Genomic DNA, 22351 nt, shown 5'->3' on the forward strand with positions numbered 1-22351 from the left:
TTCCCATTTTGACACTATTTGGGATAGTTTTTACTATTTCCTTTTCATAAGGCTGAATTACATTTGGAGTAAAATTATTCTACTTCAAAAACAATACTAATGAAACATGTCAACAAACTTGCACTGGTACTTGCTACTATTCTTCTTGGTAGTTGTGCAAACAAAGAAAAGTCTAATAAAGACAAAACCATAATGGAGGTAACTACCTTTAAAATTAACTCAGATACTGATCCTATAGATTTTAAAGAGAGAGATGCTCAGGTAGAAAAGGATTTTACGAGTAAACAACCGGGCTTTATTAAAAGACAAAGCGCAATTAATGATAAAGGAGAATATGCTGTTATTGTATACTGGGATAATATTGCAGACGCTGATGCTTCAATGCAGAAATTTATGGATGATCCATCGGTATCGGATTATGCTAAGATGATCGATGGAACTTCAATGAAAATGGAAAGATACGCTATGGATAGTGCGTTTAATGCAAATAATAGTGAGTTTGTTGAAGTTATGACTTTTGATCTAAAACCAAATACAGATTTAGAAAAATTTGATGTTCTCAATAAAAAAGTGGAAACAGATTTTACAGGGAAAAGGGAAGGTTTTTTGCAAAGACTTACTGGTGTAAATGAAGAAGGGAAACAAGCTGTAGCTGTGTATTGGACTACAAAAAAAGCTTCAGATGCTTCATTGAGTGGCTTTATGTCAAATCCGACAGCAAAAGAGTTTATGAGTAAAATGGATCAATCTAGTATGTTTATGGGCCGATATGAATCGTTAAGTTCGTACTTAACAAAAAAAGAAAAAGTTGTTGCTTTATTGAATAGCTTTAACACAGGAGATCAGACACCAATTTCTTATATAAATCCGCAAAAATATGTGCAGCATAATCTTGCCGTGGGAGATGGACTTGCAGGTTTTGGTGAGGTAATGAAAAATGCTCCAGAAGGAGGTTTTAAGGCCAAGGTAGTACGAGCTTTTGAAGATGGAGATTTTGTATTCACTCACACCGAGTATGACTTTTTTGGACCTAAAGTAGGGTTCGATGTTTTTAGATTCGAGAATGGTTTAATCGTAGAGCATTGGGACAATTTGGCCGAAATCACTCCACCAAATCCTAGTGGTAGAACCCAGCTTGATGGAGCAAAAGATATTACAGACAAGGATAAAACAAAAGTAAATAAAGCTATTGTCAAAAAATTTGTCGATGACGTTTTGCTTAACCATAAAAATGACAAAATTGCAAGTTATATCAATCCTGAAAAATATATACAGCACAATTCTGCTGTAGCAGATGGTTTAGAAGGTTTTGGAGCGGCAATGCAGTATTTTGCTAAAAACGGATTGGTTATGGAGTACGACAAACTACACATGATACTAGGTGAAGGAAACTTTGTGCTTACCGTAAGTGAAGGTAAATTCGGAAAAGGTGACCATACCGCATTTTATGATCTATTCAGACTTGAAAATGGCCTAATCGTGGAACATTGGGATGTAATTACAACTATTCCATCAAAAGAAGATTGGAAAAATGATAATGGTAAGTTTTAAACTTGATAAGAGCCGAAATGATTGTCGATCAAAGAATAATCACCTTAAAAACGATTATTGAAAATGAATTTTATAGAAAAAATAGTTGAACAAGAATATAAAAGTATACTTTCTGATCTTACAGAAAATGTAGAACTAGATCTTCAATCTGTTGGTTTTGCAAAAGGTAAAGCAAGTGGGGTAGAGTTGCTAAAACGACAATATAATTATCTCAAAGATGAAATCAAGGAAATTAAAAAATTCCAACAATTTGAAGATCAAAAACATTTGGTGATTGAGTATGATATACTATTGCATAATACTTTTGATTTACCCCTGGTAGTAATATTGGTTAAAGAAGGAGATAAATACAATGCTATTCGAACATATCATTCTGTATACCCCATTACTGAGGGACATGTGTTTAGAGCATCAATTTTTTCTGATCTAATTGAATTAACAGAGCCTAAGGAGGTCGTAAATTATTTTAATGCCATTGCAAAGGGGGCTACTGAAACAGCGATGAATACGCTTTCGTTTGATGATGATGTGTATTTTAGAGAACCTGCTGGATGGCGCTGGACCCATAAAACAAAAGAGGGTCTGCGTGAACATTTTGACCATTTTTTCAGTGATGGAGGTGTTCCCTTAAAGTTTCATAATTACATTTTTGATGCAGAAAAAGGAACTTTTGCAGGAGAATACACTTGTGATGTGTGGGGAAGCGCAACGTTTAAACCACAAGCAGGAGTTTCTATTTATGATATTAATATGGAAACAGGAAAAATAAAAGGTATTCGTGTGTATGATAATGTAGATACTAGTTATTCGTAAATGTAAAATTCAATGAAGTTCTAATTTTCAAAAGTATTTAGAAACATATACCTGTTTGAAAATGGAATGGAAGTGAGAAAGAAAAATTTAAACACAGAATACAATTTTAAGCTGTCTCAATATTGAGGCAGCTTTTTTATGCTAATTACGACAATGATATAAAACAGCTTGATTATGAGGTGTTAAAGATTTGTTGTGTAGAATGTCATTATGAAAAACAATTTGTTTAATTTTATAAAACATAATGAAGATGTTAATGTAGCTTAAGAATTGTTTCATGATAATTTCTTCGGAAAAATATCTTAAAAACATATGAAAAGAATACTGAAAGGATTCTTAAAGATAGTTGCTGCAATTGTTGTTCTTGTATTAATGCTGGCGGGGTATCTATACTTTCGGTTACATAATTCTATTGAAAATGTTCTGGTGGCTGATGAGAATTGGCGTAATGAAGTATTAGAATTTCCTCTAATTTTTGCTGGGGATTTAGACTATACCGGTGAAGAATATATACGGTTTGCTCCGGGATGGGGAGAACAACATAGTGAAGGGTATTTTTCTTATGTTTTTCTTTGGATGATTGAGGAAAGTTTGGAAGGAAATGTCAATAGCTTAGAACATATAATTGAGGTGTATTTTGATGGACTTATGAATACAGGTGCAATAACTAATTTTAATTTTTTCAAAAAAATACCCGCTTCAAAAGCTACTATTCAGCAAATAGAAGAGCATGTTTTTGAAGGTTCTGTTACTCTTTACGATGAGTTTTTTGCAAAAGAAATGATTACACTTAACATTACTATTAAGACCGAAAACTGCTTAATTAATCAAAAGAATATTATTTGGTTTTATTTGTCCCCAAAAGAAAGAGAACACCCCATTTGGACAGAACTTACCGAGGTGAAACTGAATTTTAGATGTAATCCTTAAGTTGGTGCTTATTTAAAAATTATAAGTGCTTTCAAGGTTGATTGAATGGTTATGGAAGTTGTCATTGAGTATTAATTCATTCATTATACTTTATCATTATGAAATATCTTAAATATTTACTCTTTGTAGTAATCGCAATTGCTTTGGTGTTTTTTGGAAAAGGGTTATTTACTCCTTCAGTTTATTACGAAAGGGAAGTTGTTATTAATAAGCCGGTAAAAGAAGTTTGGGCAGTAATGTCTGATGAATCTAAACTACCTGACTGGATAGAGGGTTTTGTGAAAACTGAATTAGTGAGCGGAACACCAAATACGGTAGGAGCAGTATCCAAGGTTTATGTTGAAGATCAAGGACAGGAAATGGTTATGGAGGAAATCATTACCAAGATAAAACCAGAGGAGTTGATGGCAATGACTTTCACAATGGATTTTATGAATATGGATTATGAAATCTCTATGGAAGAGAAAGATGGGAAAACTAGCATCAAATCAAAATCTACCACTGTAGGAAATGGAATCTTCGCTAAATCTATGATTTCATTCATGAAAGGCTCAATGAAAGATCAGGAGGATGAAAATTTAAATAAGCTAAAGTTAATCGTAGAAGAAAATACGAAAAATTATTAATAAACTAAAAATCCCTTGTAAATTTTACAAGGGATTTTTAATTATTACGATAACCTCTATAAAGGTATGTTTCCGTGCTTTCGTTTGGGTTTTTCTACTTCTTTGTTTTCTAACATGCTAAAAGCTTTTATAAGCTTTCTACGCGTGTTTTTAGGTAATATTACCTCGTCGATAAAACCTCTTTGAGCAGCTCTATATGGGTTGGCAAACTTATCAGCATATTCTGCTTCTTTTTCGGCAAGTTTAGCTTCAGGATCATCTGCAGATTTTATTTCTTTTCTGAAGATAATCTCACTAGCACCTTTTGCACCCATAACTGCAATTTCAGCTGTTGGCCAAGCAAAATTTAGATCGGCTCCAATATGCTTTGAGTTCATAACATCATACGCACCACCATAAGCTTTACGAGTGATTACAGTTACACGAGGTACTGTAGCTTCACTTAGTGCATATAATAATTTTGCTCCGTGAACAATAATTCCATTCCATTCCTGATCGGTACCAGGTAAGAAACCAGGAACGTCTTCAAGAACCAATAATGGTATATTGAAACAATCACAAAAACGAGTAAAACGAGCAGCTTTTTTCGAACTATTTACGTCTAAAACACCTGCCAAAAACAAAGGTTGATTAGCTATGATTCCTATACTTCGCCCTCCAAGACGAGCAAAACCAACAATAATATTTTCAGCATAATCTTTATGTATTTCATAGAAAGAATCTTCGTCTATGATTCCTGCTATGACTTCATGCATGTCATATGGTTTATTAGGATTGTCAGGAACAATATCAGACAGTTCTTCACGCACTTCATCTCCCAAAGTATAAGGAATAGCTTTTGGAGTTTCAGCGTTACTTTGAGGCATATAGCTCAATAATTGCTTAAGGTCTTCAAGGCATTCAATATCATTTGAAGAGGTAACATGAGCCACCCCTGATTTTGTTGAGTGGGTGCTGGCACCACCAAGTTCTTCAGAAGTTACTTCTTCATTTGTAACTGTTTTTACTACATTGGGGCCAGTTACAAACATATAACTAGTATCTTCAACCATCATTGTAAAATCTGTCATCGCAGGAGAATATACAGCACCACCGGCGCAAGGTCCCATAATGGCAGAAATTTGAGGAATTACTCCAGATGCTTGCACGTTTCTGTAAAAAATATCTGCGTAACCACCTAAAGATCGAACACCTTCTTGAATTCGGGCACCTCCAGAATCATTTAAACCAATAATAGGAGCGCCTACTTTGACAGCCAAATCCATAACTTTGCAAATCTTTTCTGCATGTGTTTCCGATAGCGCACCACCAAATACGGTGAAATCCTGAGCAAAAATGTAAACAAGTCTTCCGTTTATGGTACCATATCCTGTCACTACACCATCTCCATAGTAGATTTCTTTATCCATTCCAAAATCTGTGGTTCTATGAGTAACCAGGATTCCAATTTCTTCAAAAGATCCTTCGTCAAGCAGGTATTCTACACGTTCTCTAGCAGTTAGCTTTTTCTTTTCGTGTTGTTTTTCGATACGTTGTTGACCCCCACCAAGTTTTGCTTGAGCAACTTTTTCCTGTAATGTTTTTATTTTAGCATCCATAGTTTAGTGAGTTGGTATTCGTAACGTTTTTTGATCGTTAATATATTGTTTCATTGCAATAACGGCAGCAATTTTAGCTTCCTGAGCTATTTTGTCCTGAATTTTATCGGCCGAATAGTATTTTTTTACAAAATGAGTGTCAAAATTACCTGAAGTAAAAGCTTCATGTTCACAAACAAACTTCCCAAATGGAAGCGTAGTTTGTGCTCCTACTACTTTATACTCATTTATAGCTTTAATCATTAACTGAATCGCTTCTTCTCTTGTGCTACCATAAGTTATAAGTTTGGCCAGCATAGGATCATAATAAATAGGGATATCCATGCCTTCTTCAAAACCGTTGTCTACGCGAATACCGTCTCCTACCGGGATTTGGTACACTTCTAAATTCCCTACACTAGGCAAAAAATCATTCAAAGGATCTTCTGCATATACTCTAAGTTCTAGCGCATGTCCGGTTATGCTTAGTTCTTCTTGAGTTACAGGGAGTGTTTCTCCACGAGCGACTTTAATTTGCAATTCAACAAGATCGATTCCTGTGATTAGTTCAGTTACGGGATGTTCTACCTGTAAACGAGTATTCATTTCCAGGAAATAGAAATTATGATTTTCATCTAGCAAAAACTCCACAGTTCCTGCACCCAAATAATCACAAGCTTTGGCAACTCTCACCGCTGCTTCACCCATTTTGCTCCTAAGTTCTGGAGTAAGTACAGCCGAAGGAGCTTCTTCCACTACTTTTTGATGTCTTCTTTGAACACTACATTCCCTTTCGAACAAGTGAATAACATTGCCATGACTATCTGCCATTACCTGAATTTCGATATGTCGAGGAGAGGCAACATATTTTTCTATAAAAACAGATCCGTCTCCAAATGCAGAAGTTGCTTCACTAATAGCTCGTTGCATTTGTGACTCAAGATCTTCTTCTTTTTCAACTACCCGCATTCCTTTTCCTCCACCTCCTGCAGAAGCTTTAATTAAAATAGGGAAACCAATATTCAGAGCTATTTCTTTGGCTTTATTTACATCGTCAATTGCTTCATCTATACCCGGAACCATAGGAATATCATAAGCTTTTACAGCATCTTTTGCTGCTAGCTTACTTCCCATAACCTTAATAGCTTTTGATTTAGGACCGATAAAAATAAGATCGTTTTTTTCTACTTCTTCTGCGAAGTCTGCATTCTCACTTAAGAATCCATAGCCGGGGTGAATTCCATCTACATGAAGTTGTTTAGCAACTTCAATAATTTTTGTCCCTAGTAAATAGGATTGATTTGATGGAGCCTCACCAATGCAAACGGCCTCATCTGCAAATTTAACATGTGGAGCATTACGATCAACCGTAGAATATATCGCTACAGTTTTAATACCCATTTTTTTCGCAGTCTTCATTACTCTGATGGCAATTTCCCCGCGATTTGCAACTAATATTTTCTTCATATTAAAATAATAATAGAATGATACTGTTCTTTGTTATACTCGTGTAGTGAGTTATTCGAATTCTACTAATAACTGACCCTTATCTACAGCGTCTCCTTTAGAAACAGAAATGCCTTTAATCACTCCATTTCTTGGAGATAGGATTACATTTTCCATTTTCATAGCTTCTAAGATTAATAACGGATCATCTTCTTTTACTTCTTGGCCAGCTTCTACCTGAATATCCAATAAAAGCCCAGGCATAGGAGCTTTAATAGCATTTACCTGTTTCGAAGACCCCAAAGAGAATCCCATGGCTGCGATTTGCAGATCTAACGCACCCGAAATAGTTACTTGATATTCTGTGTTGTTAACTTTAACGGTATATTCCTTCTTGTTGAAGTCTGAATTGCTGATTTCTGTTTGATAGGAAGAATAATCGTCAATAATGTGATATTGGCTGTCTGATACTGGTATTGCATCAATTTCAGAGATGTCTTTATCGGTAAAATCAAACTCAAAGTTTTTATCTACCTTAACTTTATAAGAATTGCTCATAAAATAGTTATGTTTTCGGCGATAAATATAGGTATTTAAAAGAACCATTTCTTAGAACAAATGCAAAAATATTATCAATTTCCTACGGATACCATAATTGAAGTTGGTTCATGGCCCAAAATTCAATACAATCTTTAAATTTGGTCTCGTTGGATTAGGGAGCATAAATCAAAGAATATCTATATTTACAAATACCTAAAGTAATACTTGTTTATGTCTTTTATAGAAGGTTTCGGTATCGGATTGGGAATGATTATTTTCGTAGGTCCCGTTTTTTTTCTTTTACTGAACAGTAGTTTACAATTTGGTTTCAAAGCTGGTGTAGCAGTAGCTTTGGGGATTATCGTAAGTGATATAGTTTGTGTGGGTCTGTGTCATTTTGGTCTTTCTTCATTTTTCAATCTGGAAGAAAATGAGTTTTGGGTGGGAGTACTGGGAAGCATAATAGTTTTGATACTTGGAATTAATTATTTAGTAAAAAAAGCAAGAACTCAGGTTGGTGTAAAAACGGTAAGTTCCAGAAACTTGGGTATCCTTTTTTTTAAAGGGTTTAGTGTTAACTTTTTTAACCCTTTTGTATTCGCTGTCTGGATTGGCGTGTACAACTATGGGCAAAAACAGTATCCAGATATCAAATCTCTTACACTTTTTATTTTGGCAGTACTATTGGGGATATTTACTACTGATTTATTGAAAGTATTTTTATCTAAAAAAGTGAAAAAAATCGTTTCTCAAAAACGACTAACAGTTTTTTTTAGAATTACAGGAGTCCTTCTTATCTTGTTCTCTATGAGGTTGCTATATATGGTTTGGTAGATTTAAAGAAATAAGTTTTACTTATATTTGAGTAACAACTTTTAATACTAATCAATATGGAATTTAATTTTCTAATTACTGCACTTGCAGCTCTAGTCCCCCTTATCTTAGGTTTTATCTGGTACAATCCCAAGGTTTTTGGAACTGCCTGGATGAATGCATGTGGATTTACCGAGGAGGATTTAAAAGGAGGAAATATGGCATTGGTTTTTATACTTAGCTATGTTTTTAGTTTCTTTCTGGCGGCAATGTTAACTGGTATAGTAATACATCAATTTAACTTTTTTTCGAGTTTGATGGCAGATCCTGCTTGGAACGAAGTAGGTTCTGAAACCTATAAATTTTCTCAGATCTACATGGAAAATTATGGACAAAATCATAGAAGTTTTGGACATGGAGCATTACATGGAGGAATAGCAGGACTGTTTTTTGTTTTACCAGTATTAGGAACCAATGCGATGTTTGAGAAAAAAGGATTTAAATATATAGCTGTCAATGTAGGATATTGGGTGGTGTGCTTAGCCCTTATGGGCGGAGTTATTTGTCAGTTTGCCTAACAAATACAAAAGAATTATAAAGAAGGTCTGACTTTATGTTCAGGCCTTTTCTATGATTTGTTTCCAAGTATTCGATGAAATAGTTTTTTAAGCAGGGGAGAAGCATCTTGAGCCATACGTTCTCTTTCTTTGGCTTGTAATCTACCTTCTTCATCATAAAATAGTTCATAACTAAAAACAAAACGATTCGCGTCTCTACCAATTCCCAAGAGACCGAACCTAAGATCATTAAAAAAGGTTTTATCTCCTTGTTTTTCTATTGTATACCAACCTTCACTAAGCCTTATAAGCCTTGAGATAAGTGGGTCATTTTTCATATTTCCTAATAAGTGATGATCTTTGGGGAACTCCGAAAAATCAATAATATCATCTTCATCCAGTAAAGAGTGATAGCCGATCAAAAAAGAATTAGGAGTTTCTACATTGGCAGTCCATAAAATGCTATTGAGCGGAGTGGGGCGGGTTTGTATTTCGTTGTAAGGTATATGTTGATTCTCTAGACTTACCGAAAAATTTGCCTTTGCATTCCATTGCAATACCAATGTGATCAGCATATAAAAACTACTTACATATATCCCAAGGTTATTATACATTCTTCTTTTAGGGTGTGTTCTTTTATAGAACATGGTAATAATAAGACAAATTAGAAAAGGAACCGTATAAAGCGGATCTACCACAAAAATGTTATTAAATGCTACTTTGTAATCTAGCGGCCAAAATAGTTGTGTTCCCCAAGTAGTAAAGGCATCTAAGAGAGGATGTGTAAATAACCCTAGAAACATTAATTTAGACCAATCTCTCCAATTTGCTTCTTTGTTTTTGTATAGTTTAGAAATTAGCCAACCTAGTATTGGGGCGACCATTATGCTAAAAAGTATAGAGTGTGAAAAACCTCGGTGTAATTCATTTGCTGTAACATTGTCGACAAACATTTTGGATAACACATCAAGATCAGGAATGGTACCGGCAATGGCACCCCAAAGCATAGCTTTGTTACCAACTTTTTTTCCTAGGGCGGCTTCGCCTACAGCGGCACCTAAAACGATTTGGGTTAAAGAATCCATGTATAGAAATATTAGTCTAATTGAAGTTTGAAGGGGTTTCTAACTTCATATTCACTTGGTGATATAAGTTCGACCAGGGGCGTTAGCAAGGTGTTAGAAATAGAGTTTCCATGACGTACATATAATTTCATAGGTACAGGTTTGGCACCAACACAGCTTTTAATAATTTCTGCTGTCCTACCCAAGCGAAGTTCTTTTGCCTTGTGTTGTATTGCCAAATCTACATAATCATATAGCATTTTTTGGTAAATATCATACTCTTTATTTAAGGAGTAATCAATTCCTATATGATTAGCATCAATGGCATCTAGAAGGATAAAAGAAGTTGTAAAGCCAATCAATTTTTGCTGTAAAAAATACCCTTTAAAAACAAAAGATTTTTTCAAGCTGTGCTTTAAATGCATAAATGTTGAAGCATTTAATTTACCAATTTTGAAATCTGCTTTTTCTAGTACTGATAAGTACAAAGTGTTTATCTCTTTGGCATATTTTTCAATATCTGAGACTTCAAAATTCTTTACTTCAATTTCATTAGAATTCTTCAAAACCTTTTTTGCCCTTGTTCTAAATTTTGTTCGCATACTTTCAAGGTAGTCTTCAAAGGTGTTCCAATCGTTCTTGATTTGAAGAACCATGTTAACATCTACTTCAAATTCTCTGAAATCATGTTCTTTTACATGATCACTACTCTTAAAAGATTCTGGCCAGAACTCCTTCAAAAGAATAAAAGAAGGTTTATTTGCGCTCTCAGTCTTTCGTATGTCTCTTAAAGCATCAGAAAGGTATTCAAATGCTTTATTTGCACTAATTATCTTGTCGTTATACAGAAAACCATGTTCACCACAAGAAAATAAATTACCGCAAACCAAAACTTTTACATCTAGATTCTTGAATAATTTATTTCTAATAGCATTGTTTATTTTACAGGGAAACTCTTGAAATTTTAATTGAGCAGAATTAAATTTTATCAGTTGTGCTGCCGCTATGGCCACAGGGATCTTATTTTGGTAAAAAATGATGTACCTAAATTTGATACTATTGTATAATGTATTTTCTAAGGCTCTTAGATAATCTAATGATAGAAAAGTGTTACTAGATTTGTTTACTAAGTTCCAATCGTGAATTGGTATCTTAGATGTATGATTAAAAAAATCATACGTCACCAAATTTGTTTTGGATCTCTTATTTATTTTCTCAAGCATATATTCCCTTACTGAATACAAAAAGACTGTATTCGTTTTATTTCAAAATTACATTTATTTTTTAATACGTACTTGTTAAAGATTTATCAAAGTCTTGGAGTTCATTGAATTAAAAATTCACATGAGTTGGGGTAAATTCCCTAAAATTGTTTAGTTAGTATTGTCTTTTGGTCGAAAAAAAATAGATTTTAACGAAAACTGTTTCATAAAATTTATTTTTATAGTTGATAATTCAAATAAGTTTATTTCCTTTATTGTGTAATTGGAAAATACATATGGAAAAATCTGTTAATTGTGTGTTGTTAATAGATGATGATAAAGCAACAAACTTCTTCAATCAAAGGGTTGTAACCAAACACGATGGTTTTGACCAGGTGAATACGGTTCAAAGCGGAATGGCAGCACTACAGTACCTTAATGAGGTCGAGAAAAATTCAGCCACTAAACCAGACTTAATCTTTTTAGATATTAATATGCCAGCTATGAACGGTTGGGAGTTTTTGGTAGAGTTTTCAAAGCTTAACGAAGAGTTGATCCAGGGTATCAAGGTTATTTTATTATCTACATCTTCTAACCCCGATGATGTAAAAGAATCTATTAAAAATCACTCGGTAGATGATTTTATTAACAAGCCCTTGTCTTTAGATCTTTTGGATAATGTTTTAGAAAATCATTTTAACTCTTAAGGCTTTCAAGACACTTTTTGGTTGTTAATTCATTCTTAATAACATGTTGAAAAGTTGTTTTTTGTCGTATTTTTGTGCTTTTCAACGCTAAAACAATTATTTTTTCGTTTTCTTTTTATTGGTATTCAGGGTTTTTGGATTTTTGCCTTTTGTTTTAGTAGGAAATTATGGGTAAATATGATGCTGAATTACTTTATTTTTTGAAAACGAAAGAATTAAGTTTAGGGATAAGAAACATTTTTTAATATGGGGAAAATAAAACATGTTCTTTTGGTTGATGATAGTGACGCAACCAATTTTTTCAATAAAACCATTCTTAAAAAAACTGAATGTATAGAAGAAGTTTTAGTCGCAAAGAATGGGAATGAAGCATTAGAGATTTTAAAAACTGCAAGACAGCCAGAACTAATTTTTCTTGACATTAATATGCCTGTAATGAATGGTTGGGAATTTATAGAGGAATATCAAAAAATACACTTTGACAATCCTCCGGTAATCATACTAATGTTGGGGGCAGAATTGAGTACAGAAGAAAAGAAAAAGGCCGATAGCATTCCTGAGATTAAAGAATTTAGAGAAAAAATGCTGTCCAAAAAGATTGTTTGTGGCATTCTACAAAAATATTTTAAGGATGTGACTTCGAATAAATGTACAGAAAACTTAAAATTAGTAGTGTAATGAGGAGAATGTAAAGCTATTTTTTTGCATATTGTAATAACTTGTATTAGTTTTAAAATATTCCTGTTAATCTTGACATATTAATTAAAATTAGTAAATACATTAAAACTTTAATAAAACGCACGATTCATCTTTTAATGGTAGATTTTAAGTCATCATATTTCTTATTTCTATTTATTTTTTGCCTGACAACCACAACCTACTCTCAGACCAGAGCGGTCATATCTGGTAATGTATCTGATCAATTTGGGAATTTACCGGGAGCTCGCATCAGCATAGAAGGTACAGATTTACTTACTACAACAGATGTTAATGGGAACTACTCGTTTAATGTTGATGAAGGTGAGTACGTGGTAAGCGCTGGATTCGTTATGTACACCACGGTTTCTAAAACGGTAACCGTTAAAGTAGGCGATGAGGTAACTTTAGATTTTATATTAGAAACAGGCTTTTCTATGGATCAACCTGTATCACTTGGATCTAGAGCAAAGCCTAAATCATTACTCAAAAATACAGCAGCGGTAGACATTGTGGCTCCTCAACAACTTACCAATTCTTCTCAAGTAGAATTAAGCCATATTTTACATTATCTCATCCCGTCTTTTCACTCTACAAATCAAACTATAGCAGATGGTACCGATCATATTGACCCTGCTACGTTAAGAGGATTAGGCCCAGACCAGGTTTTGGTTTTGGTAAATGGAAAACGAAGACATAGTAGTTCTTTGCTCAATGTAAATGGGACTATTGGTAGAGGATCTGTGGGTACAGATTTTAATGCAATTCCCATTGCGGCCATTGAACGCATAGAAGTATTAAGAGATGGTGCTACTTCGCAATATGGGTCTGATGCTATTGCTGGAGTGATTAATATCATTCTAAAAAAACAAACAGAAATTATTCAAATCGATAATAGAGCTGGGATAACAACAGAAGGAGATGGTTTTAACCTGTATTCTTCGGCAAATTTTGGTTTGAAAATTGGTGAGGAAGGGTTTATAAATGTTACAGCAGAATACCGCGAACGAGAATCTATAAATAGAGCTGGTAACTATACAGGGCGTGTATATACCAATGATGTTGATCAAGATGAATTGCTAATACAGCAGAATAATTTTTTTCAGCAAACAGGATATTCAGATAATAGAGTTATGGAGATAGGAAGCGCCGAAACTCAGAATCTAACTCTAGCATTTAATGGTGAAATTAAAATGTCTGACAATGCTACATTTTATATGCAAGGGGGGAGAAACTATCGTGAAGGCAATTCAAAAGGGTTTTATAGGTTTCCTAAAGATCAGGATAGGGTAGTACTTGAACTTTTTCCTAATGGTTTTTCACCAGAAATACTAACCGATATTCAAGATGATGCAATTGCAGGTGGTATTAGAGGAATAAAAAATGGATGGGATGTAGATTTCAGTCACTCTATAGGAATTAATAGACTAGATTACACTGTCAATAATTCTAATAATGCATCCTTAGGAGTTGCTTCTCCTAGAACATTTTATGCAGGAGGTTTTATCTACAAACAAAATACTACAAATCTTGATATTTCAAGAACCTTCGATTGGTTAAGTGGAATCAATATTGCTTTTGGAGCAGAATTAAGAGTAGAAAATTATCAGATTATTGCAGGTGAAGAAGCTTCTTATATCGATGGGGGCAGTACTTTTATAAATGAAAATGGGATAGAGCAGCCCCGTATTGCAGGGGCTCAGGTTTTCCCCGGATTTCAACCAGAAAATGAATTGAATCGTTTCAGAACAAATATTTCTGGATATGTCGATGTAGAGGCTAACGTTACCGATGAACTATTACTTAGAGGAGCAATTAGGTACGAAGCGTATAATGATTTTGGAGGCCAAACGATAGCGAAACTTTCTGGGCGATATAGGCTTAATGAAAATATTAGTGTACGAGCAGGTTACTCTACTGGATTTAGAGCTCCTTCATTACATCAGGTGTTTTTTCAGAACGTAAGCACCCAGTTTATTAATGGGGAAAGCCTTCAGGTAGGAACATTCAATAATGAAAGTGCGATAGTAACAGAAGCTTTTGGGATAGAAAAATTAAAACCGGAATTATCGAGCCATCTTAGTGCAGGATTTAGTGGAAAGTTTAATGATAATTTTACCTTCAGCCTAGATTATTATATGATAGATATTGATGATAGAATTGTACTGTCTGGAAGGTTTGCTGAAGGTTATGAGACTATTTTGGAACCATTTAACGTAGGTGCCGCCCAGTTTTTTACCAATGCCATAGATTCTAAAACGAATGGAGCAGATGCGGTATTGTTTTTTAAAACGCCCTTATATGAAGGTGAGTTTAATGCCTCTTTAGGAGCAAACATAACACAAACCAGAGTAAAAGGAGGTATAAAAGTTTCACAAGCGCTCATAGGACAAGAGGAAGTTCTATTCAATAGAGAAGAAATCTCAAGAGTAGAGGATGGTCAACCTAGTTACAAGGTAAATTCCCTATTGTCTTACGACATAAATAAGTTTAGATTCCAGTTGGTAAACACGGTTTTTGGAGAGGTAAAATTTATTCATCCGCAAGATGGGGATTCAGCAAATTGGGTGCTAAACGAATTTACAGGTTTGGTAGAAACTAGAGATCAAACATTTTCTCCTAAATTAGTTACAGATGCTGCTATTTCTTATCAGTTTAATGACTATTTAAAATGTACAATAGGGGGGAATAATGTATTTAATGTTTTCCCAGATCGACATACGCATTCGGCAAATACCGAAGATGGTAACTTTATGTATAGTAGAAGAGTACAGCAATTTGGAGTAAATGGAGCCAATTATTTTGTTAGAATGTTACTTAGGCTATGATGTTTGATACTCTAAATATTAAAAATCATATCGTTTCAGTACTTGTTGTAACTTTTATGTTGGTGTTTTCTTATGGAGATATCTATGCTCAAGAGTTAGGAAATGAAGAAGTAAAAAGATTACAAAGAGCAATTTTTACATTTAATTTTGCACAACAAATAGCTTGGCCAAATGCCGAAGATCAAGAAACGTTTAAGATTGGAGTTCTAGGACCAGACCGAACTATCCTAGACCTTAAAGCCCTCGCTTTAAAGAGAAAAATTAATAATAAACCGGTAGAGATATTGCGGTTTCAATCTGTAAAAGCAGTCAAAGATATTCAATTATTATATGTTAATCAGAAGTATAACTATAGTATAGATTACATCCTAAGTAAGATTACAGGAAAAAACATTCTTTTGGTGAGTGAAGATTATAATTTTAATTCTTCTATGATCAATATGGTGAATGTTGGGGATTCTTTTGAATATGAAATCAATGTAGATCGCATTCAAAAAGAAGGTTTCGTAATCGCTCCTACACTACGCAGAGCGGCGATTACTTCTTCTGAAAAATGGAAACAGCTATATAGAAAAACCGAAAGAACTCTGCAGGTTGTTCAAGAAGAAAGTAAAGAACAACAATCGGTTATTAAACATAGGGAACAACAAATACAAAATCAAAATACTCAAATTACGGATCAACTTGAGCAAATAGGAGACCAAAGACAGGAGATTGGGAAGCAAAATAGACGCATAGAAAGTTTATTTACTGAGAGTCAGTTGCAACAGAAGAAGTATGAAGAAAAAGTGTTGATCGAGCAGGAACTTGAAAAAAATATTCAGGAACAGGTTACTTATATTCAAAATCAACAGATAAAAATAGATAGTAGCAATCTCGAAATTGAAAAACAGTATGAGGTTCTAGAAAATCAGAAATCTCAAATTGAAAATCAGAAGCTAACACTTGAGAAGCAATCTACAGAGCTCAATAAGCAAAAGAAGATCAATATCTTGTTGATATGCCTAGTAGCTTTGTTTTTACTGGTGAGCTTTATGGTATATAGGAGTTACTTGGCGAAGAAAAGATTTAACAAAGAACTACAAGAAAAAAACCTCGCCATCTACGAGCAATCTTTAGAGTTGGAGAGTAAGAATAAAGAATTAGAACAGTTTGCTTACATCGCCAGTCATGACCTGCAAGAACCTTTAAACACCATTTCGAGCTTCATAGGTTTAATATCTGAAGATTATGGAGATAGCTTTGACGAAGTCGGTAAAGAGAGTCTTAATTTTATTCAGGATGCTAGTGAACGGATGAAGAGACTCATTAATGCGTTACTGCAATATTCGAGATTAGGAAGAAGAAGTGATTATGAAAAAGTAGATGTTAATGAAGTTTTTAAAGAGCTAACAAGCGATCTCAAGACAAGAATTGAAGAGACAGGAGCAAGTATAACGGCTGCAAATTTACCTGTGGTTTTGGGATCTGAAATAGAAATTCGTCTTTTGCTACAGAATTTAGTAAGCAATGGAATTAAATTTAGGGCCAAAACTACGGTTCCTGAGGTGCATATAAATTGTATAAAAGTCACCGATCTAAGCGAAGAAAATAGAGATTACTGGAAGTTTTCTGTAACCGATAATGGTATTGGAATTCCTAAAGAACATCAGGATCGAATTTTTGCAATTTTTCAAAGACTACATTCTCGAGATGAATATCAAGGTACAGGAATTGGTTTGGCACATTGTAAGAAAATCGTTGAATCTCATGGAGGGAAAATATGGTTGAATTCTGAAGTTGGAAAAGGGAGTACCTTTTATTTTACGATTCCGATTTAATATAACCAGTTACTAGCAGAATTAAATATCAAGTTAAGTGTTTGTTAATCAGTATGTTTTTTGTTTTAAGGTGTAACTAAATACAGTTTGCTAGGTCTTATGTGTAAGGATCTTTTAAAACTAACAACATGTTTACATCAATCAAAAAAAACAATCATTCACAGATCATTCGTTTTCTTATACCCATTATTTTTTGTTTAGGGGTTCAAAGTTATGCCCAGGAACAACTCTTATGGTTTGGTACCTATACGGATGAAGGTGGGAATATTTTGCAAGGAAGATATCACATTGTAAAAAAGGGAAGAGCTCTAAAGAAAGTAATTCTTGCTCCATATGGAAAAAGCCCTATGGAATTTAAGGTATTAAAAAATGATACTGTACAAAGGTTTGTAGAAATTTCTTGGCCAAATAAACCCCAAAGAGTTGCAACACTCATTCAGTATACAAACGGATATTATGCTGGAAATTTTGAAGATGGAACTAAAATCTTACCCATGGTCATCAAGGAGTTTAACTTTCAGGATGCTCAATTACAAGGAAATTGGTTTAAACCCAGTGAGGTTGAAGTGAAAATTATTGAAAATACGATCAAACTACTTAGTTCTGATAAAAAATGGAATAAAAGTGATGATCGTATTTGTGAATCAAATACTACTTACAGTTTGTTTTGCGCACTTTATCAATCATCTGTTACTATAGATGGCGAATATCGGCATTTAAGACCAGCGATAAAGTATGTGAGAGAGGCTATTCAAAAGAAATACCCTAAAAAATACGATCACGTTTTAGTAGATTTCAATAATGCTCAAGACATCACATTACGAGATGTGCACGCTATTTTAAATACAGCCAAAGAAAACCTCTTGAAAGCAATTGGAAAATCTAAAAATTAACTTATTGTAGAGTTCTGTTTATAGTTCTCTTAACCAGATATTTCGGTATTGTACAGGGTTACTATGATCCTGTAGTTTTATTGGGCCTTTTCCGTGTGCCGGGTTTTTAGGAGGTCCAATATACTCTGTAGTTCCCAAAATCTCTACATGGTCCTGAACCAATACGCCATTATGAATTACAGTAAATGTACCAGACTTTGTTTTATTACCTGCCTCATCAAACTCTGGAGCATGAAAGATAATGTCATAGGTTTGCCATTCTTCGGCAGATTTGGTTGCATTCACAAGAGGTATATGTTGTTTATATACTGATGTAGCTTGCCCATTAGAATAGGTTCTGTTTTGATAGCTATCTAAAATTTGAACTTCATATTTATTTTGGAAAAACACCCCGCTATTTCCACGTCCTTGTCCTTCACCTTCTATAACATCTGGAGCACTCCATTCTAGGTGTAATTGCACACTACCAAAGCTTTGTTTTGTTTGTATATCTCCTGTTCCGGGTTTTACAGTCATCGATTTATCGTTATGAATGACCCAATTTGCAGAAGAAACTGAATCCTTAGCAGAGACCCAAGCTTCTAAATTAGAACCATCAAACAAAATAATAGCATCAGAGGGTACATTATTATCATTAAAAGAAATAGCTTTGGGTTCAGGCTCCCAAACCTCAGTTTCTTTGGGGTCTGTAATTTCTTTTTCAGGAGTTTTAACTTCCACTTTTTCTGCGGTTTCTTTCTCCTCTTTAATATCTACGTTTTTAGTTTCTTGCTTACAAGCTATAGCTATGGCTAAAACAAAAAATAGATAGCATAATTTTTTCATAAAAGTAAGTTCTTTGCGATAGGTTATAAACCTAATATTTTTTTGAGTTGTTCCTTATCCGTTTCCGCTCCGGCAAAATCATCAAACGCCTTTTGAGTAGCTTCAATAATATGTCTTTGAATAAAAGGCGCTCCTTCTCGGGCACCTTGTTCTGGTGATTTGATACAACATTCCCATTCCATAACTGCCCAAAGATCACATCCATATTCAGTTAGCTTTGCAAAAATAGTTTTGAAATCGATTTGTCCATCCCCGGGAGAGCGATATCTCCCAGCACGATCTACCCAATCACTATAACCACCAAAAACTCCTTTTTTACCAGTAGGGTTAAATTCTGAATCTTTTACATGGAAGGCTTTAATGAATTCATGGTAGTGATCAATATATTCGATGTAATCTAACTGTTGAAGTACAAAATGACTTGGATCATACAGAATGTTCACTCTTTTATGATTTCCTGTGGCTTCTAGGAAACGCTCAAAGGTAACTCCATCGTGTAGGTCTTCTCCAGGATGTATTTCATAGCAGACATCGACTCCTTCATTATCGAAATGATCTAAAATAGGAAGCCAACGTTTTGCAAGTTCAGAAAATCCCATTTCTACAAGTCCAGAAGGTCGTTGTGGCCATGGATGCATGGTATGCCAAAGCAAAGCTCCAGAAAAAGTAGCATGTGCTTTGATTCCTAACCGTCTACTAGCAGTAGCAGCGTTTTTAACTTGTTGAATAGCCCATCGAGTTCGTTCTTGAGGGTTGTTTTTACAGTTATCTGGAGCAAAATTATCGAACATGATATCATAGGCCGGATGAACGGCTACAAGTTGCCCCTGTAAATGCGTTGAAAGTTCAGTGATTTCTAACCCGTAATCTCCTATCTTACCTTTTAATTCGTCACAATATGTTTGACTCTCTGCTGCTTTATCCAAATCGATAAGTCTGGTTTCCCAGGTAGGAATTTGGATCCCTTTGTATCCTAAATCTGACGCCCATTTACATAACCCATCAAGGGAGTTAAACGGAGCTTTATTATCCATAAATTGTGCTAAGAAAATAGCTGGCCCTTTAATTGTTTTCATGTGGTTAAATTTTTGTCCAAGAAGCATTATTTTTACTACTTTCTACGGCGGCATATATAAATTTCATTCCTCGCACACCATCATCTACAGTTGGGAAATCTCTTACAGTAGAAGGCGATTCTCCCTTTTTTATCTGAGATAATTCTTTTGCAAAACTTCTGTAGATCGTAGCAAACCCTTCTAAATATCCTTCTGGGTGACCTGCCGGTATCCTAACATACTCTGAAGACTCAGGATAGCTTCCGTTTCCTCCAGGAGTATATATTTGTTTGGGTTGGTCTAACCATCTTACTGTAAGTTCGTTGGGGTTTTCCTGATACCATTCTACACTACCTTTAGTACCATACACACGTATCCCAAGATTATTTTCTTCGCCAGTTGCGATTTGAGAGAAAGAAAGAGTACCCTTTGCTCCATTTTCGAATCGAAGTAGAATGTTCCCATCATCATCAAGAGTACGACCATCTCCAAATGCAGAAAGATCTGCTGCCAATTCTGAAATTTGCATACCAGTAACATATTCTATTAGGTTTTCGGCATGTGTGCCTATATCTCCCAAAGCACCGCCAATACCAGAACGTTTAGGGTCAACACGCCAAGCAGCCTGTTTTTGTCCGGTTTTTTCAACAGCTGTGGCTAACCATCCTTGTAGATATTGAGCATTTACCTTTCTAATTGTGCCTAGATCTCCTTTAGATATCATTGCTTTTGCCTGTTTTATCATAGGATACCCGGTATAGTTATGTGTAAGAGCAAAGACTTTATTTGAAGAATTTACCACCTGTTTTAAGGTCGTTGCCTCATCGAGGGTTAGTGTCATGGGTTTATCACAAATCACATGAAAACCATGTTCCAGTGCCATTTTTGCTGGCGGGAAATGCATATGATTTGGAGTGACTATGGAAACGAAATCCATACGTTCTTCTTGCGGAAGTTTTGCTTCTTCCAAAATCATTTCTTCAAAACTTTTATAGGCTCGTTTTTTTGGAATGCCAAGTGCTTCGGCAGAGGCAATACTCTTTTCTTCACTGCTAGAAAAAGCTCCGCATACCAAATCTATCATTCCATCAATACTGGCAGCTTTACGATGAACATCTCCAATAAAAGAGCCTATTCCCCCGCCAACCATTCCCATTTTAAGTCGGGTCATAATTTATTCTTTATATTCTATTTTTTCATTTTTAAAAAAGATGGCAAATAATAACATCACCACTCCCGCAAATACGGCAGGGAATACCCATATGTTGTTCCATTCATGTACACCTACGCTAATAAGATTGTTATCGGTAATTTTACCTGCCACATAAAAACCAATTAGCATTCCTAAACCATATGTAGCCAAAGTAATCAATCCTTGTGCAGCACTTTTTACTTTTTCTCCGGCCTTGCTATCGGTATAAATTTGTCCCGAAACAAAAAAGAAATCATAACAAATACCATGTAGCGCGATTCCAGTAAGTAACATAAAGGCCAATTCACCTGAGTTTCCAAAAGCAAAGAGTAAATATCTAACCGTCCACGCCAGCATTCCTACCATTAATGTTTTTTTAAAACCAAACTTCTTAAAGAAAAAAGGTAATAGTAACATGAATAGCACTTCCGAGGCTTGCCCTATGGTCATTTTTCCAGTTGGATTGGGTACCTTTATTTCGCTCAAAAACTGATTAGTATGCTGGTAGTAGAATGCCAAAGGAATACAAATTAGAATAGACGAGAGGAAAAATATAAGAAAATTGCGATCCTTCAAAAGTTTCAAGGCATCTAACCCCAAGATGTCTGCAATTGTTATTTTTTGGCTTTTGTCGACCGTAGGAGGGGTTTTGGGTAAAGTAAAACTAAAAACTCCTAAAAAGGCAGAAGCTATAGCGGTCATCAAAAATGTATTTTTTAGCATACCACTTGCTATACCTTCTTCAGAATCCCAATGAAAGGCATAACTAATAAGTAAACCAGCAATAATCCAACCTATGGTTCCGAAAACTCGTACTAAAGAAAACTGTTTAGCGGGATCATTCATTTGATTAAATGAAACCGAATTTACTAGAGCAAGGGTGGGCATGTAGGCAATCATATATCCTAAAACATATGGATAGAAAACTGCAAAATCGGTAGCATTGGCCATTTGATACATTAAAAATGCTCCAATGAGATGAAGTACACCTAATATTCTTTCGGCATTAAAGAAACGATCTGCAATTAATCCTATAATAAAAGGAGCAATAATAGCACCCCAGGACTGGGTAGAGTAGGCCATACCCGTTTCTACACCTGTTGTTTTTAATGTGTTGGGTAGATATATACCCATAGTAACGAACCACCCTCCCCAAATGAAAAACTCGAGAAACATCATTAAGGATAGTTGGATTTGTGTGCTAATTTTCATCCTA

20 protein-coding genes are annotated in these 22351 nt (G+C 34.7%); 11 read left to right on the forward strand and 9 right to left on the reverse strand.

Going from position 1 to position 22351, the window contains the following annotated elements:
* The first annotated feature begins 99 nt into the window (after window positions 1-99).
* The 4 genes from M0D21_RS17810 (at window position 100) to M0D21_RS17825 (ending at window position 3920) form a co-directional block, all read left to right on the forward strand.
* Window positions 100-1551 carry a hypothetical protein gene (locus tag M0D21_RS17810; RefSeq protein WP_248332050.1) on the forward strand — a complete coding sequence of 484 codons (1452 nt, stop codon included), beginning with the start codon at window positions 100-102 and terminating at the stop codon, window positions 1549-1551.
* Window positions 1552-1614: 63 nt separating this feature from the next.
* Window positions 1615-2364 carry a nuclear transport factor 2 family protein gene (locus M0D21_RS17815; protein WP_248332051.1) on the forward strand — a complete coding sequence of 250 codons (750 nt, stop codon included), beginning with the start codon at window positions 1615-1617 and terminating at the stop codon, window positions 2362-2364.
* Between the two features lie 312 nt (window positions 2365-2676).
* On the forward strand, window positions 2677-3294 hold the full coding sequence (locus M0D21_RS17820; RefSeq protein WP_248332052.1) for a hypothetical protein: 618 nt from the start codon (window positions 2677-2679) through the stop codon (window positions 3292-3294).
* A 98-nt stretch (window positions 3295-3392) separates the two neighbouring features.
* Complete coding sequence (locus tag M0D21_RS17825; RefSeq protein ID WP_248332053.1) at window positions 3393-3920, forward strand: SRPBCC family protein; 528 nt, start codon at window positions 3393-3395, stop codon at window positions 3918-3920.
* A gap of 56 nt (window positions 3921-3976) precedes the next feature.
* Here M0D21_RS17825 and M0D21_RS17830 read toward each other — a convergent pair whose 3' ends face one another.
* Genes M0D21_RS17830 through M0D21_RS17840 form a run of 3 tightly spaced genes read right to left on the reverse strand, consistent with a single transcriptional unit; the run spans window position 3977 to window position 7501 of the window.
* Window positions 3977-5518: an acyl-CoA carboxylase subunit beta gene (locus tag M0D21_RS17830; protein WP_248332054.1), complete on the reverse strand. Its 1542-nt coding sequence runs from the start codon at window positions 5516-5518 to the stop codon at window positions 3977-3979.
* Between the two features lie 3 nt (window positions 5519-5521).
* Window positions 5522-6964 carry an acetyl-CoA carboxylase biotin carboxylase subunit gene (gene accC, locus M0D21_RS17835; protein WP_248332055.1) on the reverse strand — a complete coding sequence of 481 codons (1443 nt, stop codon included), beginning with the start codon at window positions 6962-6964 and terminating at the stop codon, window positions 5522-5524.
* Window positions 6965-7015: 51 nt separating this feature from the next.
* Window positions 7016-7501 carry an acetyl-CoA carboxylase biotin carboxyl carrier protein subunit gene (locus M0D21_RS17840; RefSeq protein WP_248332056.1) on the reverse strand — a complete coding sequence of 162 codons (486 nt, stop codon included), beginning with the start codon at window positions 7499-7501 and terminating at the stop codon, window positions 7016-7018.
* 213 nt (window positions 7502-7714) lie between these two features.
* On the opposite strand from M0D21_RS17840, the gene M0D21_RS17845 reads away from it, so the two are divergent.
* On the forward strand, window positions 7715-8317 hold the full coding sequence (locus tag M0D21_RS17845; protein WP_248332057.1) for a LysE family translocator: 603 nt from the start codon (window positions 7715-7717) through the stop codon (window positions 8315-8317).
* 56 nt (window positions 8318-8373) lie between these two features.
* On the forward strand, window positions 8374-8874 hold the full coding sequence (locus M0D21_RS17850; protein ID WP_248332058.1) for a DUF1761 domain-containing protein: 501 nt from the start codon (window positions 8374-8376) through the stop codon (window positions 8872-8874).
* 50 nt (window positions 8875-8924) lie between these two features.
* On the opposite strand, the gene M0D21_RS17855 is transcribed toward M0D21_RS17850, so the two are convergent.
* Both M0D21_RS17855 and M0D21_RS17860 read right to left on the reverse strand, forming a co-directional pair.
* A complete protein-coding gene (locus tag M0D21_RS17855) occupies window positions 8925-9938 on the reverse strand; it encodes a metal-dependent hydrolase (RefSeq protein ID WP_248332059.1) in 1014 nt (337 codons plus the stop codon).
* 11 nt (window positions 9939-9949) lie between these two features.
* Complete coding sequence (locus M0D21_RS17860; RefSeq protein ID WP_248332060.1) at window positions 9950-11140, reverse strand: hypothetical protein; 1191 nt, start codon at window positions 11138-11140, stop codon at window positions 9950-9952.
* A gap of 275 nt (window positions 11141-11415) precedes the next feature.
* Between M0D21_RS17860 and M0D21_RS17865 the strand changes: the two genes are divergently transcribed.
* From M0D21_RS17865 to M0D21_RS17885, 5 genes are all read left to right on the forward strand, one after another.
* Window positions 11416-11826: a response regulator gene (locus M0D21_RS17865; protein ID WP_248332061.1), complete on the forward strand. Its 411-nt coding sequence runs from the start codon at window positions 11416-11418 to the stop codon at window positions 11824-11826.
* Window positions 11827-12072: 246 nt separating this feature from the next.
* Window positions 12073-12504, forward strand: coding sequence for a response regulator (locus M0D21_RS17870; RefSeq protein WP_248332062.1), 432 nt, complete (start codon window positions 12073-12075; stop codon window positions 12502-12504).
* Between the two features lie 137 nt (window positions 12505-12641).
* On the forward strand, window positions 12642-15350 hold the full coding sequence (locus M0D21_RS17875) for a TonB-dependent receptor (RefSeq protein ID WP_248332063.1): 2709 nt from the start codon (window positions 12642-12644) through the stop codon (window positions 15348-15350).
* A complete protein-coding gene (locus tag M0D21_RS17880; RefSeq protein WP_248332064.1) occupies window positions 15347-17170 on the forward strand; it encodes a YfiR/HmsC family protein in 1824 nt (607 codons plus the stop codon). The genes M0D21_RS17875 and M0D21_RS17880 overlap by 4 nt, the downstream gene beginning before the upstream one ends.
* A 128-nt stretch (window positions 17171-17298) precedes the next feature.
* The gene (locus M0D21_RS17885; protein ID WP_248332065.1) at window positions 17299-18063 is read left to right on the forward strand and encodes a DUF6197 family protein; all 765 of its coding nucleotides are present in this window, start codon (window positions 17299-17301) and stop codon (window positions 18061-18063) included.
* An 18-nt stretch (window positions 18064-18081) separates the two neighbouring features.
* On the opposite strand, the gene M0D21_RS17890 is transcribed toward M0D21_RS17885, so the two are convergent.
* Genes M0D21_RS17890 through M0D21_RS17905 form a run of 4 tightly spaced genes read right to left on the reverse strand, consistent with a single transcriptional unit; the run spans window position 18082 to window position 22347 of the window.
* The gene (locus tag M0D21_RS17890; RefSeq protein ID WP_248332066.1) at window positions 18082-18888 is read right to left on the reverse strand and encodes a 3-keto-disaccharide hydrolase; all 807 of its coding nucleotides are present in this window, start codon (window positions 18886-18888) and stop codon (window positions 18082-18084) included.
* 23 nt (window positions 18889-18911) lie between these two features.
* On the reverse strand, window positions 18912-19964 hold the full coding sequence (locus tag M0D21_RS17895) for a sugar phosphate isomerase/epimerase family protein (RefSeq protein WP_248332067.1): 1053 nt from the start codon (window positions 19962-19964) through the stop codon (window positions 18912-18914).
* Window positions 19965-19968: 4 nt separating this feature from the next.
* Window positions 19969-21114: a Gfo/Idh/MocA family protein gene (locus M0D21_RS17900; RefSeq protein ID WP_248332068.1), complete on the reverse strand. Its 1146-nt coding sequence runs from the start codon at window positions 21112-21114 to the stop codon at window positions 19969-19971.
* A gap of 3 nt (window positions 21115-21117) precedes the next feature.
* The gene (locus tag M0D21_RS17905) at window positions 21118-22347 is read right to left on the reverse strand and encodes an MFS transporter (RefSeq protein WP_248332069.1); all 1230 of its coding nucleotides are present in this window, start codon (window positions 22345-22347) and stop codon (window positions 21118-21120) included.
* Window positions 22348-22351 lie beyond the last annotated feature (4 nt).

It is taken from the genome of Aquimarina acroporae (assembly GCF_023195925.1).
GTDB lineage: Bacteria > Bacteroidota > Bacteroidia > Flavobacteriales > Flavobacteriaceae > Aquimarina > Aquimarina acroporae.